This is a genomic window from Streptomyces sp. NPDC006309 (genome assembly GCF_040613095.1).
Classification (GTDB): Bacteria; Actinomycetota; Actinomycetes; order Streptomycetales; family Streptomycetaceae; genus Streptomyces.
In genome coordinates this window covers 162889-178283 of record NZ_JBEXRO010000002.1, presented here as the reverse complement: position 1 = coordinate 178283, position 15395 = coordinate 162889, and the positions used below count along the sequence as shown (strand labels likewise).

The following is a 15395-nucleotide window of genomic DNA, read 5'->3' as shown; positions in this document are numbered from 1 at the left end:
GGACCGGGGCCCCGTCCGCCGGGTACGGATGGGATGAACCCCCGGGGCGCCCCGACCGGAACCGGGGCGTCCCGGAACCCGCCAGGAAGGAAGGCCACCGCCGTGCTGGACCTGCCCGCCGACGACCGCGCGTCGAGCCCGTACACCGGCTACACCCGCGCCCACTGGGAAGCCGCCGCCGACGCCCTGCTCGCCGCCGTCGAGCCCTATGCCACCGCCGGCCGCGCCCTCTACCAGCTGCCCGGCGGCCATGTGAGCCACGCCGGCCGGCTCTCCGACGGCCTCGAAGGGTACGCCCGCACCCTGCTGCTGGCCGCCTTCCGCCGGGACGAGAACGTGCTCGGCCGGTACGCCGAGGGCCTCGCGGCCGGACCCGGCGGGCTCTGGCCGCGGATCACCGACCGCAGCCAGCCGCTGGTCGAGGCCGCGTCCGTCGCGCTCGCCCTGCGCCTGACCCGGCCGCTGCTGTGGGACCGCCTGGACGACGCGGTCCGCCAGCGGACCGCCACCTGGCTCTCGGACGCGCTCACCGCACAACCCTGGCCGTGCAACTGGGAGCTGTTCCCGGTCACCGTCGCCGGCTTCCTCGCGGAGACCGGCCACCGGGAGCAGGCGGCGCGCAGGGTGATCGACCGGGGGTTGGAGCGGATCGAGGGCTGGTACGCGGGCGACGGCTGGTACACCGACGGCGACGGCCGGAAGTTCGACTACTACAACGGCTGGGCCCTGCACCTGTACCCGGTCCTGCACGCCTGGCTGGCGGACGACCGCGCCCTGCTGTCCCTGTACGGCGGACGGCTGTCACGCCATCTCGCCGACTACGCCCACCTGTTCGGCGGCGACGGCGCCCCGCTGCACCAGGGCCGCTCCCTGACCTACCGGTTCGCGACGGCGGCCCCGCTCTGGCTCGGCGCCCTGACCGGCCACACGCCCCTGCCGCCGGGCGAGACCCGGCGCCTCGCCTCCGGCGCGCTGCGGTACTTCCTCGACGGCGGCGCGGTCGACCGGCGGGGCCTGCTGCCGCTCGGCTGGCTCGGCCGCGACGAGTCGCTCGCCCAGGCCTATTCGGGACCCGCCTCGCCGTACTGGGCGAGCAAGGGCTTCCTCGGCCTGCTGCTGCCACCCGCACACGAGGTGTGGACGGCACTCGAGGAGCCCGCCCCGGCCGACCGCGCGGACGTCGTACGCCCCCTGCCCGCCCCCAACTGGCTGCTCCAGAGCACCCGTTCGGACGGTCTGGTCCGACTGCACAACCACGGCAGCGAGGACGTCCGCTACGACCCGTACTACACCCGGCTCGCCTACTCGACCGCGACCGCGCCCGCACCGTCGTACGACAACAGCGTGATCGTCGGCGGGGATCCGAGCCGTACCGGTATCGAACCGCTGGGCGTCGGCGACGGCTGGGCGGCCTCACGGCACACGGGCGGCGGGGGAACCCGGGTGACGAGTGTCGTGCTGGCGCGTGGGGCGGTGGAGGTCCGCGGCCACCTGGTCGACGGCGCCGCACCGGGCACACCGGTACGGCTCACCGGATGGGCGGCCCGCAACGGCCGGCGAGCCGAACTCCTGCCCGCCGTGGGCCTGTCCGGCACCCTCACCGGCACCACCGGCGAGGGCCCCACCCTCTTCGCCGCACTGGCCAGACTGACCGCCGAGCCGGACCCGGCGCCGCTCGCGGACCTGGTCGCCGTACGGACGGACGGCGCCGGCACCCTGGACGTCCGCTGGACCACGGGCACCCCGGCGCGGCTGCGGGTACGGCTGGACGCCGACGGAGCGGACGTCAGCGTGGGGGAGTGAGACCGGGACGCGCGGTGCCGGGGAGGAACGTGTCGCCGAGGAGGGCGGCGTGGGCGTCGGGGTGGTCCAGGGCGCTCAGGTGGCCGCCCGGGTACTCCACGAAGGGGCTGTCGAGGTGGCCGGCGACGCGGCGGGCGGTGTCGTGGAGGAGCTGACCGCGCGAGGCGGTTCCCGCGGCCACGGTGAGACGGTCGGTCGTGAACCGTGGTGTCCAGGCGGTGAACGGGCGCAGGACGTGGGCCAGGAACACGCCCATCGGCGTCGCCGACTCCCCCTCGGCGGGTGGCCGGCCGGGGCCGTCGAGGCCGTCGATCAGCTCCTGGCGGCGCCGCGCCCCGTCCGGCAGCAGGGTCACGCACGGCGGTTCGTGCGCGACCACGTGCGCCAGCCGTTCCGGGTGCCGGGCGAGCAGGTCGAGGACCGCGATGCCGCCGGAACTGGTCCCGAAGGCGTACGCCCGCTCGCCGGGCGGCAGGACCTCCTCCAGCACCCGGTGCGCCCCTTCGCTCCAGTCCGCCACCCGCTGCTCGGCGACCGGCAGTCCGAGCCGGCCGTGGGCGAGGCCGAGCGGGTCGTACGTCACCACGGTGAAGCGCCGCGCCAGCCGCTCGGTCAGCGGGCCGAGACCCATCGGGTGCCCGGCCCCGCCCGGCATCAGCAGCAGGACGGGGCCGCGGCCGGTGACGTCGTGGTGCGGGCGGTCAGCCATCGCTCTTCCGCTCCCGGGGCCAGTGCGCGAGGGTGAGGTGCAGGGCGTCGACCGCCTTGTCCCAGGACCGGGCGACGGGCCGCGCCGCGCCGAACCCCCCGGCCGCCTCCAGGACGCAGTAGCCGTGGAAGGTGCTGCGCAACAGCCGTACCGCGTCCGTCAGGTCGGGCTCGTCCAGGCCGTAGGCCCGCAGCATGCCGTAGGTGATCTCGGTGGTGCGGCGCAGCGCCGGGGAGCCGGCGACCAGGGTCTGGTCGATGCGGATCTGGGTGGCCGCGTACCGGCCCGGGTGCTCCAGGGCGTAGGCCCGGTAGGCGCCGGCGAACGCGGTCAGCGCCTCCTTGCCCGCGCGGCCGGCGACGGCCACCGCGATCCGGTCGATCAGCTCGCCGCCCGCGTGCAGCGCGAGCCGCGTGCGCAGGTCCTGAAGGTTGCGGACGTGCGAGTACAGGCTGGCGTCCCTGACGCCGAAACGCCGGGCCAGCGCGGAGATACTGACGTGGTCGAGGCCGGCCTCGTCCGCCAGGTCCGCGGCGGCTGCCACCAGCCGTTCGGCGGTGAGCCCCACCCGGGCCATCCGCCCACCTCCCCTTGGTCTGCTAGGAGCCATCCTAGAGCCTCTAGGGAGCCGGGCCCGGGCGGGGCGGGATCAGGCGAGGCGGGTTCCGGGCGGCGAGGAGGAGGACTGCGGGGACATGGACTGCGGGGAGGAGGACTGCGAGGAGGAGGACTGCGGGGAGAAGACGAAGGAGAACTCCGCCGGTTCCGCGCGCAGGTGGTAGCGGGGCAGCGGGCCCGGGCCGCAGGACTGGGAGCCGATGCCGTGCTGGCCGTGGTCGAGGTTGACCCAGACCGTGCCGCCCGGGACCAGGTCGGAGCGGTGGGCGGCGGCGTCCAGCTGCTCGGTGGTCCAGCGGCGGACGGTGAGGAAGAACGCCGGGTCGCCCTCCACGCGCAGGCCGCCCAGCTCCGCCCAGCGGACGTCGATGCGCGCGCCGTTCTCCTGGGGGCGGACGTACGGGGTCTGCATGTCGTCCACGGCCGACTCCCAGCGGCCGGCCGCGGACGCCGTCCTGGTGTCCGGGTACGCCTCGCCGGGGCCGCCGCCGTACCAGCGCACACGGTCGGCCCCGGACAGTCCGAAGCGGATGCCGAGACGGGGCAGCGGGACGCTCCAGTGGCCTTCCGGGACGGTGGACACGGTCAGCCGGAGCCGGTCTCCGCCGGACGTCCAGCGGTACACCGCCGACAGGCCCAGCTCCCCGCCGGCCGGCGCCACCCGGGTGCGGACCGTCAGCGCGTCGCCGCCGGCCTCGACCGCGTCCAGGCGGTGCCGCATCCGGTGCAGGCCGAGCCCGCGCCACAGCGGCCCGTGGCGCGGGTCGCCCTGCCAGGCGGCGCCGTCGTCGTTGTCGGTGGTCGCCCGCCACACGTCGAGGCGCAGACCGGTGACGGCCACCCCGCCGATCGTCCGCGGCGCCCCGGTGCGGGCGTCGAAGACACCGGGGCCGAGGGTGACGAGGCCGTCCCCGTGCACCGGCCGGGCGGTCGCGGCGACGTACGGGACCCGGCGCGCCGAGGCCGGGATCTGGCCCCACGCGACGACGTGGCCGGGCGGCGCCCACGCCGTGCCGGAGGCGAGCACCGCACGGACGGTCCAGTGGGCCTCACCGGCCGGTGCGCCGGCCGGCACGGCGGGCAGCCCGACCTCGGCACTCTCCCCGGGGGCCAGCGCGGGCACCGGCAGGGTGCCGGACCGCACCGTCGCGCCCTCCACGTCGTAGGCCCAGGTGAACGCCAGCGCCGACAGGTCGGTGGCGTCGTACCGGTTGGTGATGCGCACCGTGCCGTGCGCGTCCGTCCCGGGCCGCCGGCTCCGCTCGCGCGGGGGTGACGCGGCGATGGCGACCGGCTCGATCACCTTCTTGTACTCGGCCAGGCCGGGGGAGGGGCGGCGGTCGGGGAACAGCAGGCCGTCGCAGACGAAGTTGCCGTCGTGCAGCTCCTCGCCGAAGTCACCGCCGTACGCGTAGCCCAGCTCGGGGTGGGCGATGCCGTGGTCGATCCACTCCCAGACGAAACCGCCCTGGAGCCGGCCGTGGGCCTCGAACAGCCGCTGGTAGTCGGCGAGTCCGCCGGGGCCGTTGCCCATGGCGTGCGCGTACTCGCAGAGCAGGAAGGGGAGCGCGCGGCGTTTGCGGGGGCCGCCGTCCAGGCCGCGGCCGATCCGCTCGACCTCGGCGTGGCCGACGTACATCCGTGAGTACACGTCCGTGTCACGGCAGTCGTGGTCCCCCTCGTAGTGGACCGGGCGGGAGCTGTCGCGGGCGCGGATCCACGCGGCCATCGCCGTCAGGCCCCGGCCGGTGCCGGCCTCGTTGCCGAGCGACCAGATGACGACCGACGGGTGGTTCTTGTCCCGTTCGACCATGCGGGCCGCCCGGTCGAGCAGCGCCGGGGTCCAGCGGTCGTCGTCGACGGGGTTGTCCCGCCAGCCCTGTTCGGTGAAGCCGTGCGTCTCCAGGTCGCATTCGTCGATCACCCACAGGCCGTACGTGTCGCACAGGTCGAGGAAGGCCGGGTGCGGCGGGTAGTGGGAGGTGCGGACCGCGTTGATGTTGTGCCGCTTCATCAGCAGCACGTCCTCACGCATGGTCTCCAGATCCAGGGCGCGGCCCCGCTCCGGATGCCACTCGTGCCGGTTGACGCCCTTGAAGAGCACCGGGAGGCCGTTGACCTCGATCAGGCCGTCCGACAGCTCCACGGTGCGGAAGCCGACGCGCAGCGGCACCCGCTCGCCCCCGGTGGCCAGGACGCCGTCGTAGAGCCGGGGTGACTCGGCGGACCACGGTGCGACGGGCACGGTCGCCGGCTCGCCCGTCGCGATGTCGATGCCCAGCTCCGGGACGGTCACCCGGCCCGGCACGTCGGAGTCGACGCGCAGGGTGCCCGCGCCGGCCGTGTGGTCGTAGGAGGCGTGCACGAAGAAGTCCGCGACGCCGCCGGCCGGCCGGTGCAGCAGGGTGACGTCACGGAAGACGCCCGGCAGCCACCACTGGTCCTGGTCCTCCAGGTAGGAGCCGGCCGACCACTGGTGGACGCGGACCGCCAGGACGTTTCCCCCGGCCCTCAGCAGGGGGCCGACCGGGAACTCGTGCGGCAGCCGGGAGCCCTTGAAATGGCCGAGGTCCGTGCCGTTCAGCCAGACCCGGGCGCAGGACTCCACCCCGTCGAAGCGTAAGCCGGCACCACCGCCGGACGGTGCCGGCCAGTCCGCCGGGAGGTCGAAGACGCGCAGGTGGTCGCCGGTCGGGTTCTCGGTCGGCACCCGGGGCGGGTCCACCGGGAACGGGTAGCGGTGGTTGGTGTAGACGGGGGAGCCGTGGCCCTGGAGCACCCAGTGGCCGGGCACGGAGATCTCCGCCCAGTCACCGGCGTCGTACCCCGGCGCCGCGAAGGAGTCGTCCTCGGCGTCGGCCGTCGGCGACAGCCGGAAGCGCCAGCTTCCGTTCAGTGAGAGGGACTTGGCGTCCGAGGTGGCGTACCAGGCGCGGGGCGGCAGCGCCCCGGAACCCGGTGAGACGTCCTCGACGTGGTCGGCGGTGCGGGTGCGCAAAGACATCGGTCTCCTGGGTCAGCCCTTGATGCGGTCCGGACACGTGCGTCCTCCGTCGTCGTACCGGGCAGGGCGCTGTCACGGGGGCCGCCGGGAGGCGGGAGCCCCGGCGGTGATCCGGCGCGGCGTCTCGTCGTGGTCCGCGGTACGGAGGTCACGTGAGGTGGGCTTCACGCGGCTGTCCTTCCGGTGCCGGCCGGGCCGGTGCGGCATCGGCACCGGCGCGGCCGTCAGGCTATGGGCTGGGGCGGACGTCCGACAAGGGCCCCGGGCGGGGGCCGCCGGGGGCCGCGCAGGGAGGCGGCCGCGGGGGAGACGGGCGGTTCCCGCGGGGCCGGTCAGCCGTCGAGGAGGTCCCGTACGAAGGCGTTGGTGAAGGTGCCGCCGGGGTCCAGGGAACGGACCAGCGCCCGGAAGCCGGGCAGACGCGCGTACCGCCGGCGGACCACGGCCGGCGGCATCTCGTACACCTTGCCCCAGTGCGGACGCGGATCGAACGGGTCGAGCACCTCCTCCAGCCGGCGCACCACCGGCAGGACCGCCGCCTCGTCGCGCACCCAGGTGAAGTGCAGCGCGACCGAGTCCCGGCCGTGGGCGGGGCTGAGCCACTGCCGGTCGGCGGCGACCGTACGCACCTCGCAGACCTGGAGGACGCCGGCGACCGTGCCCCGTATCCCGTCGACCGCGTGCAGCGCGTCGAGCGCCGCCGACCGCGGCAGCAGGTACTCCGACTGGATCTCCTCCCCGCTGCTCGGCGTGAACTCCGCCCGGAAGTGCGGCAGCCGCTCGTGCCACGGCCCCGGCACGCCCAGCTGTGCGGTGCAGTTGGCCGCGGGCATCCCCGGCACCGGGTGCAGCGGTACGGCCGCGGGCGCCGCCCACGGGAAGTCCACCGCCGGGCCGTCCGTGCGCCGCTTGACCCACACCTGCCGGAACCCCGGCTCCCGCCAGTCCGTGAACAGGCTCACGCTGTACCCGGCCGCCGCCACGGTCTCGAAATCCAGCTTCTCCAAGGGCAGTTCGGTGTACACCCGCTGCTCCACCTCATAGGCCGGCTCCAGCGCGAGCGTCAGCGCGGTGACGACACCCAGCGCGCCGAGGGAGGTCACGGCCCCGTCGAAACGGGAGTCGTCCCGGCCGATCGTCACCGCCGTACCGTCCGCGACGACCAGCTCCACCTCCCGGACCGCCGACGCCAGCGGCCCGTTGCCGACACCCGAACCGTGCGTGCCGGTCGCCACGGAGCCGGCCACCGAGATGTGCGGCAGGGACGCCATGTTGGGCAGGGCCAGACCGTGCGCGTGGACCGCGCGGGCCAGTTCGGCGTACCGGACCCCGCCGGACACCCGGACCGTACGGGCCGCCGTGTCCACCTCCGTCACCGGCGGCAGCCCGGCGGTGGACAGCAGGACGCCGTCCGGGCCCGGGTCGGCGATCCGGTTGAAGGAGTGCCCGCTGCCCAGCACCCGCACCCGGGTACTGCCCGCCACCAGCGCCGAAAGCTCCTCCGGCGTGCGCGGACGGTGCAGCTCCCGCGCCGCGTACCGCACGGTGCGCGCCCAGTTGGTGTACCCGCCCGCGTGCTCGCGCCGGCCCGGCAACCCCGGCAAGACGGTCCCCGGCCGCACGCCTCCCGTCGCCGGTTCCGTCGCCCCTGCGCTCTCCGTCATGTCTGCGTCCCTCCCGGGAACTCGCGTGTCCGTTGACCCTCTTGTCCGGCGCCACCTACCGTAGAGAACGCTTGCTGCCCGCGTGCCACCGAGCCGGAAGGTCACTTTTGTGCCCGAGCGTCCCCAGGCACTGTTCGCGATGGCCGCCGAGAACCTGCCGCACCTCTTCCCGCCCGCGCTGCTCGCTCGGCTGCGGGCGTGCGTGGCGATCGATCCCGCCCTGGTGGCGCACGACTTCACCGGACCCGGGGTGCGCCGGGTCCTGGCCCGCACCGAGATCCTCGTCACCGGCTGGGGCTGCCCCCGCCTGGACGCGGCCGCCCTGGACGCCGCACCACGACTGCGCGCCGTGCTGCACGCGGCCGGCTCGGTCAAGGGGTTCGCCACCCCCGAGGTCTGGCAGCGGGGCATCCTCGTCTCCTCGGCCGCCGCCGCCAACGCCCTGCCCGTCGCCGAGTACACGCTCGCCATGATCCTGCTCGCCGGCAAGGACGTCCTCGGCTTCCGCGACCAGCTGCGCACCCGGCGCGCCTTCCCCTACGAGGGCATCGTCCCCGGCATCGGCAACCACGGCCGGCGGGTCGGGATCGTCGGTGCCTCCCGCGTCGGCCGCCGCCTGATCGAACTGCTCCGCCCGCACGATCTCAGGGTCGCGCTCGCCGACCCCTACGCGGACGCGGCGGAGGCCGGCCGCCTCGGCGTACCGCTGCTGCCCCTGGACGAGCTGCTGCGCACCTGCGACATCGTCACCCTGCACGCCCCCGAGACCGCCGAGACCCGTCATCTGATCGGCGCCCGCGAACTCGCCCTCATGCCCACGGGAGCGGTGCTGATCAACACCGCGCGCGGCGCCCTGGTCGACCACGAGGCACTGGTCGGGGAGCTGCGCACCGGACGCCTCCGTGCCGTCCTGGACGTCACCGATCCCGAACCGCTGCCCGCCGGCTCCGCGCTGTACGACCTGCCGAACGCCTTCGTCACCCCGCACCTGGCCGGCTCCCAGGGCAACGAGGTCGCCCGCCTCGGCCGCACGGTGGTGGAGGAGGCCGAGCGGCTGGTGTCGGGCGCCGGCCTCCTTCACGCCGTCGACCGAGCGGCGCTGGAGCGCACGGCCTGACCGGCGCGGGCTGCGCACGGTCCGGGCCGGGACACGGCGTGCGCCCGGCGGGGACCCGGCACGGGGAAGCCGGAGGCGGGGGCATACGGTGAGGGATGTACGCCTGAGCCGGGAGGAGACAGACGAATGGGCAGTCGTACCGCGCTGGTCGAGGATCTGATGGAGCGCTTCCCGCAGGTGCCCCGGGAGGCCGTCTTCAAGGAGGACCTGCTCCGGGGCGGTGTCGCCTTCGACGAGTCCGCCCTCAGCGACAACGAGGACGGGGACGTCAAGCCGAAGTCTTACTTCATCTTCTCCTTCGACCACGGCACCCTGCCCGAGCTGGGCGAGGCCGCGCTGCGCCGGCCCCCGGAAGAGATCATCCTGACGGGCGGCCCGTACGACCTGAGGCGTACGGTCGTCTCCGTACGGGTGAACCCCGCCTCCCCCTACCGGGTCGCCTCCGACGAGGAGGGGCTGCTGGGGCTGTACCTGGACGGCAGGCGCATCGCCGACGTGGGCGTGCCGCCGATGCCCGAGTACTACCGGCACACCCTGTCCAACGGGAAGTCCGTGATGGAGGTCGCCCCGACCATCCAGTGGGGCTATCTGATCTATCTGACCGTCTTCCGGGTGTGCCAGTACTTCGGCGCCAAGGAGGAGTGCCAGTACTGCGACATCAACCACAACTGGCGCCAGCACAAGGCCGCCGGCCGGCCGTACACCGGGGTCAAGGACGTCGAGGAGGTCCTCGAGGCGCTGGAGATCATCGACCGGTACGACACCCAGAAGGCGTCCACCGCGTACACCCTCACCGGCGGTGCGATCACCAAGACGGTGGCGGGCCGGGACGAGGCCGACTTCTACGGCCACTACGCCAAGGCCATCGAGGAGCGCTTCCCGGGCCGGTGGATCGGCAAGGTCGTGGCGCAGGCGCTGCCGAAGGACGACGTGCAGCGGTTCAAGGACTACGGCGTGCAGATCTACCACCCCAACTTCGAGGTGTGGGACCGCCGGCTGTTCGAGCTGTACTGCCCCGGCAAGGAGCGCTACGTCGGCCGCGACGAGTGGCACAAGCGGATCCTCGACTCCGCCGACGTCTTCGGCGCCCGCAACGTCATCCCCAACTTCGTGGCCGGGGTGGAGATGGCCGAGCCCTTCGGCTTCACCACCGTCGACGAGGCCATCGCCTCCACCACCGAGGGCCTGCGGTTCTTCATGTCGCACGGCATCACGCCCCGCTTCACCACCTGGTGCCCGGAGCCCACCACCCCGCTCGGCAAGGCCAACCCGCAGGGCGCGCCGCTGGAGTACCACATCCGGCTGCTCCAGGCCTACCGGCAGACGATGGACGACTTCGGCCTGTCCTCCCCGCCCGGCTACGGCCCGCCCGGACCGGGCCGCGCGGTCTTCTCCGTCAGCTCCTTCATGGACAGCCTGCCCGCGCGGGAAACGGCGGAGGGGACGGAGACGCCGGCCGGGGTCTGACCCCGCCGGACGAGGATCCCGCGATACGCGGGCGTGGCCGGTGAACGGGGCCGCGTCCGCGTCCGTACCAGAGGCGGGAGCCACGGGCCGTCGTGCCACGCGTCCGGGTGATGACCTTCGGTAACAGGATGTGAACAGGCAGCTTGTCAGTTGTGTCGAGGCCGTGAAAGGCTCTGTGTCCTCCCGCGAGGTCCCCTACAACTCCATTCCCCCTCTGGTGAGTTGACTCGCACGTGGATGCAGGAGTCCCATGCCCGACCTGCCGACCCCCCAGGACGACACCGAGGCCGCGCTGTTCGCGGAGTGCTGGGACGCCGTGCTCTCGTACGCGGACCTGTGCACCTCCGGGTCCCTGACGGCCCACCAGCTGGCGACCGAGGCGTTCACGCTCGGCATGCGCGAGGTCCGCGCCGCCGCCGCCCCCCACGTGCGCGGCGCCGGCCGCCGCACCGCCCGGCTGCCCACGATCCCGGCGCTGCTCACCGCCGTACGCAACACCGCGGCGGCCTGGGAGGCGGGCGGCCAGGGACACCGGCTCGACCCCGACCTGAGACTGTGGCTCAACTCGCCGGGCGCCGCCCGCTTCACGGGAGCGCCGCTGCACCGCCCGGTCGCGCTGCGCGGCCTGCGGGACATGCAGGAGGCCGACGCCGCGCTGCTGTGGCTGGCCGAGGTGGAGGCGCTGCCCCTGCCCACCGTGGCCCGCCGGCTCGGCCTGGACCCGGCCACCGCCGCCGGCGAACTCGACCAGGTCCGCACCCTGTTCCGGGACCGCTGCCACCGCGCCCACCTCGACTCCCTGACGGACGCGGAGTGCCGCTCGTACGCCCGCCTGCTGGATGCGGTCACCCGTTCGGCCGCCACCGAGACCCCCGCCGACCTCTCCCGGCACCTCGCGACCTGCGTGCAGTGCGCCGAGGCCGCCGCCTGCCTGCGCCTGCACGGCGGCGGCCTGCCCGCCGCGCTGGCCGGCGGGGTGATCGGCTGGGGCGGCCTCGCCTACCTGGAGCGCCGCCGCCGCGCCGCCGAGGTCCGTCTCGGCGCGGGCCGCCCCGGCCCGTCCGGACCCGGCACGGGGGACGCCGAGGAGGGTGCGGGCCGCAGCCGCGTCCTGCGCGGCGGACTGCTCGCCGCCGCGGTCCTGCTGTCGGCGCTCGCGCTCGGCGTGTCGATGATGCCGTTCGGCGCCTCCGGCGACGGCGTCGCCGAAGCCCGTGACAACCGGCAGACGGCCGCCGACCGCGGCGCCTCCCACACCACCGCCCGCCCGGCCACGACCGCGCCGCCGTCCGCCACACCGTCCGCCACTCCCTCCGCGGCCGGCACCACGACCGCGCCCGTCCCGGAGGAACCCGGCCCCGAGCCCCAGGGCACCTCCTCCGCCGCTCCCCGGCCCCGCCCCACGAGCACCCCCGCCACCCCGCGGACCACCGGCTGCCGGATCGCCTACCACCTGGTCGGCCAGTGGCCCGACGGCTTCCAGGCCACCGTGACCGTCACCACCGACCGGGCCCTCACCGGCTGGCGCGTCTCCTGGTCCTTCCGCGACGGCCAGCAGGTCGGCAACATGTGGGACGCCACCGTCCACCAGGACGGCTCCCGCGTCACCGCCACCGCCGCCGACTACAACAGAACCGTGGCCGCGCACGGCACCGTGTCCTTCGGTTTCCTCGGCTCCTGGCACGACGCGAACCGGCCCCCGTCCGCCTTCACCCTCAACGGGGCGGCCTGCGCGGTGAGCTGACGCCGGGGAAGGAACGGGACGGAACGGGAACGGAGAGCCGGCGAGGGAGAACCGGCGGGCGCCCTCGGTCGGGCGGCCGGGGCCGGGCGGATAAACGCTTTGACGCATGTCCCCGCCCGTGGGCTACAGTTGCCGGGCACGCCGAGGTGGTGTGCGGACGCGCGAGCGAGGCGAGGAGGTGTCGACGATGGCTGTGACTGCGCCGGGCGCTGCCCTCCCCCAGGAACTCCTCAAGTCCACCTTCGTGGCCACCGGCTGACCGACCGCGCCTCAGACGCGCCTGCCCGGGGCCACCCTGTGAAGGGTCTCCCTTGACTTCCACCTCCGCTGTCCGCACTGCCCTCGCCCGCTACGGCTGGGACGAGGACTGGGCCGACGCGTTCGCCCCCCACGCGGCCGACGGCCTCCTGCCCGGCCGGGTCGTCCGGGTCGACCGCGGCCAGTGCGACGTCGTCACCGCCGACGGAGTCGTCCGCGCCGACACCGCCTTCGTCACCCCGCACGACCCGCTGCGGGTCGTGTGCACCGGCGACTGGGCCGCCGTCGACCCCGGCGGCCACCCCCGCTACGTCCGCGCGTATCTGCCGCGCCGCACCGCCTTCGTCCGCTCCACCTCCTCCAAGCGGTCCGAGGGGCAGATCCTCGCCGCCAACGTCGACCACGCCGTCGTCGCCGTGTCCCTCGCCGTGGAACTCGACCTCGGCCGCGTCGAACGCTTCCTCGCCCTCGCCTGGGAGTCCGGCGCGCAACCCGTCGTCGTCCTCACCAAGGCCGACCTCGTGCCGGACCCGGCCACCCTGGCCCACCTCGTGCAGGACGTGGAGACCAGCGCGCCCGGCGTGCCCGTGATCCCCGTCAGCGCCCTGCACGGCGACGGCCTCGACGCCCTCGCCACGCTGGTCGGCTCCGGTACGAGCGTGCTGCTCGGCCAGTCCGGCGCGGGCAAGTCCACGCTCGCCAACGGGCTCGCCGGCGCGGACATCATGCAGGTGCAGGCCGCCCGTGACGTCGACGGCAAGGGCCGGCACACCACGACCACCCGCAGCCTGCTCACCCTGCCCTCCGGCGGCGTCCTCATCGACACGCCCGGGCTGCGGGGCGTCGGCATGTACGACGCCGGGACCGGGGTCGGGCAGGTGTTCGCCGAGATCGAGGAACTGGCCGCGGGGTGCCGGTTCCATGACTGCGCCCACGAGGCCGAGCCGGGCTGCGCGGTGCGGTCCGCCGTGGAGAACGGCGACCTTCCGGACCGGCGGCTGGAGAGCTACCGCAAGCTCGTGCGGGAGAACCAGTGGACCGTGGCCAAGTCCGACGCGCGGCTCCGGTCCGAGCTGAAGAAGGAGTGGCAGCGCAGGGGCCTCGCCGGCAAGGCCGCGGGCGAGGCCAAGCGCAGGTCCTGGCACTGACCGGCTCACGCCGAGCGACGGGACCCGGAAGCCACCGCTCCCGGGTCCCGTCGCTCGGCGGGCGCCCGGTCCACGTCCGATTTCCGCCAGCCGCGTCCCTCGGCCGGGCGCACACTGGAACACGTGATGGACGCGGACACCAGGTACGAGGCGGTACGCAGCCGGGACGGACGGTTCGACGGGGCGTTCTTCTTCGCTGTCGAGACCACCGGGATCTACTGCCGGCCCAGCTGCCCGGCGGTGACGCCCAAGCGGCACAACGTGCGGTTCTTCGCGACCGTCGCCGCCGCCCAGGGCTCCGGGTTCCGCGCCTGCCGGCGGTGCCGGCCGGACGCCGTGCCCGGCTCGGCGGAGTGGAACGTCCGCGCGGACGTCGTCGGCCGGGCCATGCGCCTGATCGCCGACGGCGTCGTGGACCGCGAGGGCGTCGCCGGGCTCGCCGCGCGGCTCGGCTACAGCGCCCGGCAGGTCCAGCGGCAGCTCACCGCGGAACTGGGCGCCGGGCCCGTCGCGCTCGCCCGTGCCCAGCGGGCGCACACCGCGCGGGTGCTGCTGCGGACCACCGACCTGCCCGTCACCGAGATCGCGTTCGCGTCCGGGTTCGCCAGCGTGCGGCAGTTCAACGACACCATCCGCGAGGTGTACGACGCGACACCCACCGAAGTGCGTGCCGCCGCCCCCCGGGGCCGGGGCGTCCGCCGCGCCGCGCCCGGCGCGGGCATCCCGCTGCGGCTCGCCCACCGGGGCCCGTACCAGGCCGCCGCCGTCTTCGACCAGCTCGCCCAGGAGGCCGTACTGGGAGTCGAGGAGGTGACCGGCCGCCCGGGCGGCCGTACCTACCGGCGCAGTCTGCGGCTGCCGTATGGCACCGCGCTCGTCGCCGTCCACGAACGCACCCGGGCCTCCCGGGCCGGTGCCGGCACCCACCCGGGCGGCTGGCTGGAGGCCCGGCTGAACCTCACCGACCCCCGGGACCTGACCACCGCCGTGCAACGGCTGCGCCGGCTGTTCGACCTGGACGCCGACCCGTACGCCGTCGACGAACGCCTCGGCGCCGCCCCACGGCTCGCCCCGCTCGTCGCCGCCCGGCCCGGACTGCGCTCACCCGGTGCGGTGGACCCGCTGGAGCCCGCCGTGCGCGCCCTGGCCGGCACCCGGGGCGCCCAGGAGCTGGTCCGCAGGTACGGCAAGGCCCTCGACGCGCCCTGCGGCAGCCTCACGCATCTCTTCCCCGAGCCCGCCGTCCTCGCCGAGGCCGAGCCCGCCGGGCCGCTGGGCGCGCTGGCCGCCGCCCTCGCCGACGGCACCGTACGGCTGGACGCGGGCGCCGACCGGGACGACGCCGAGGAGGCCCTGCTCGCCCTGCCCGGCATGGACCCGGCCGTCGCCGCCGCCCTGCGCGTACGCGCCCTCGGCGATCCGGACGTGTCCCCGCCCGGCGCCGACCTCCCCGGCACCTGGCGCCCATGGCGGTCGTACGCCGTACAACACCTGCGCGTGGCCGGGCAATTGCCCTGGTAACCCACACGCCCCGCCCGCCGGCGCCCCTCCCGCTGCGCAACGAAAGTCCCTCCGACGGCCGTTGCCACACCGGCGCACAGTGGTCCGGTGGCCCGGGGTCCGGTGCCCAGGACAGAGCGGTGGACCGGTGTGCATCGGTGGACCGGCTGGCAGGTAAACCGGCGCCCCGGCGGACCGCCCAAGTGGCGGGCCGGCGAGCCGACCGGCCGACCGGCGGACCGGACGAAGCGGCTGACAGACGCCCCGCCATCCGGCCATCCGGCCATCCGGCCATCCGGCCATCCGGCCATCCGGCCATCCGGCCATCCGGCCATCCGGCCATCCGGCCATCCGGCCATCCGG

General features: G+C 75.0%; 10 protein-coding genes. 6 read left to right on the top strand and 4 right to left on the bottom strand.

Features of this window, described 5'->3' with window-relative positions; translation table 11 throughout:
- The first annotated feature begins 105 nt into the window (after window positions 1–105).
- Window positions 106–1803, top strand: a complete 1698-nt coding sequence (locus tag ABZ117_RS03350; RefSeq protein WP_356817395.1) for a DUF2264 domain-containing protein — start codon at window positions 106–108, stop codon at window positions 1801–1803.
- Here the strand turns inward: ABZ117_RS03350 and ABZ117_RS03345 are convergent.
- From ABZ117_RS03345 to ABZ117_RS03330, 4 genes are all read right to left on the bottom strand, one after another.
- Window positions 1787–2512, bottom strand: a complete 726-nt coding sequence (locus ABZ117_RS03345; RefSeq protein ID WP_356816902.1) for an alpha/beta fold hydrolase — start codon at window positions 2510–2512, stop codon at window positions 1787–1789. The genes ABZ117_RS03350 and ABZ117_RS03345 overlap by 17 nt on opposite strands.
- Window positions 2505–3089, bottom strand: coding sequence for a TetR-like C-terminal domain-containing protein (locus ABZ117_RS03340; RefSeq protein WP_356816900.1), 585 nt, complete (start codon window positions 3087–3089; stop codon window positions 2505–2507). The genes ABZ117_RS03345 and ABZ117_RS03340 overlap by 8 nt, the downstream gene beginning before the upstream one ends.
- Before the next feature lie 72 nt (window positions 3090–3161).
- On the bottom strand, window positions 3162–6134 hold the full coding sequence (locus ABZ117_RS03335; protein WP_356816898.1) for a glycoside hydrolase family 2 TIM barrel-domain containing protein: 2973 nt from the start codon (window positions 6132–6134) through the stop codon (window positions 3162–3164).
- A gap of 332 nt (window positions 6135–6466) precedes the next feature.
- Window positions 6467–7798, bottom strand: a complete 1332-nt coding sequence (locus ABZ117_RS03330) for an FAD-binding protein (protein ID WP_356816896.1) — start codon at window positions 7796–7798, stop codon at window positions 6467–6469.
- Window positions 7799–7907: 109 nt separating this feature from the next.
- On the opposite strand from ABZ117_RS03330, the gene ABZ117_RS03325 reads away from it, so the two are divergent.
- The 5 genes from ABZ117_RS03325 (at window position 7908) to ABZ117_RS03305 (ending at window position 15053) form a co-directional block, all read left to right on the top strand.
- Window positions 7908–8915, top strand: coding sequence for a hydroxyacid dehydrogenase (locus ABZ117_RS03325; RefSeq protein WP_356816894.1), 1008 nt, complete (start codon window positions 7908–7910; stop codon window positions 8913–8915).
- A 126-nt stretch (window positions 8916–9041) separates the two neighbouring features.
- Window positions 9042–10382 carry a radical SAM protein gene (locus ABZ117_RS03320; protein WP_356816892.1) on the top strand — a complete coding sequence of 447 codons (1341 nt, stop codon included), beginning with the start codon at window positions 9042–9044 and terminating at the stop codon, window positions 10380–10382.
- 250 nt (window positions 10383–10632) lie between these two features.
- Complete coding sequence (locus ABZ117_RS03315; protein ID WP_356816890.1) at window positions 10633–12126, top strand: cellulose-binding domain-containing protein; 1494 nt, start codon at window positions 10633–10635, stop codon at window positions 12124–12126.
- Window positions 12127–12437: 311 nt separating this feature from the next.
- Window positions 12438–13532 (top strand): ribosome small subunit-dependent GTPase A, encoded by a 1095-nt coding sequence (rsgA, locus tag ABZ117_RS03310; protein ID WP_356816888.1) that lies wholly within the window; start codon window positions 12438–12440, stop codon window positions 13530–13532.
- A gap of 126 nt (window positions 13533–13658) precedes the next feature.
- A complete protein-coding gene (locus tag ABZ117_RS03305; RefSeq protein WP_356817393.1) occupies window positions 13659–15053 on the top strand; it encodes an AlkA N-terminal domain-containing protein in 1395 nt (464 codons plus the stop codon).
- The last annotated feature ends 342 nt before the right edge of the window (window positions 15054–15395 follow it).

What these genes read in the sequence shown, in the direction of transcription:
- ABZ117_RS03345 (WP_356816902.1), bottom strand. Translation starts at nt 2,512, where the DNA reads ATGGCTGACCGCCCGCACCACGACGTCACCGGCCGCGGCCCCGTCCTG.
- ABZ117_RS03340 (WP_356816900.1), bottom strand. Translation starts at nt 3,089, where the DNA reads ATGGCCCGGGTGGGGCTCACCGCCGAACGGCTGGTGGCAGCCGCCGCG.
- ABZ117_RS03335 (WP_356816898.1), bottom strand. Translation starts at nt 6,134, where the DNA reads ATGTCTTTGCGCACCCGCACCGCCGACCACGTCGAGGACGTCTCACCG.
- ABZ117_RS03330 (WP_356816896.1), bottom strand. Translation starts at nt 7,798, where the DNA reads ATGACGGAGAGCGCAGGGGCGACGGAACCGGCGACGGGAGGCGTGCGG.
- ABZ117_RS03320 (WP_356816892.1), top strand. Translation starts at nt 9,042, where the DNA reads ATGGGCAGTCGTACCGCGCTGGTCGAGGATCTGATGGAGCGCTTCCCG.
- ABZ117_RS03315 (WP_356816890.1), top strand. Translation starts at nt 10,633, where the DNA reads ATGCCCGACCTGCCGACCCCCCAGGACGACACCGAGGCCGCGCTGTTC.
- ABZ117_RS03305 (WP_356817393.1), top strand. Translation starts at nt 13,659, where the DNA reads ATGGACGCGGACACCAGGTACGAGGCGGTACGCAGCCGGGACGGACGG.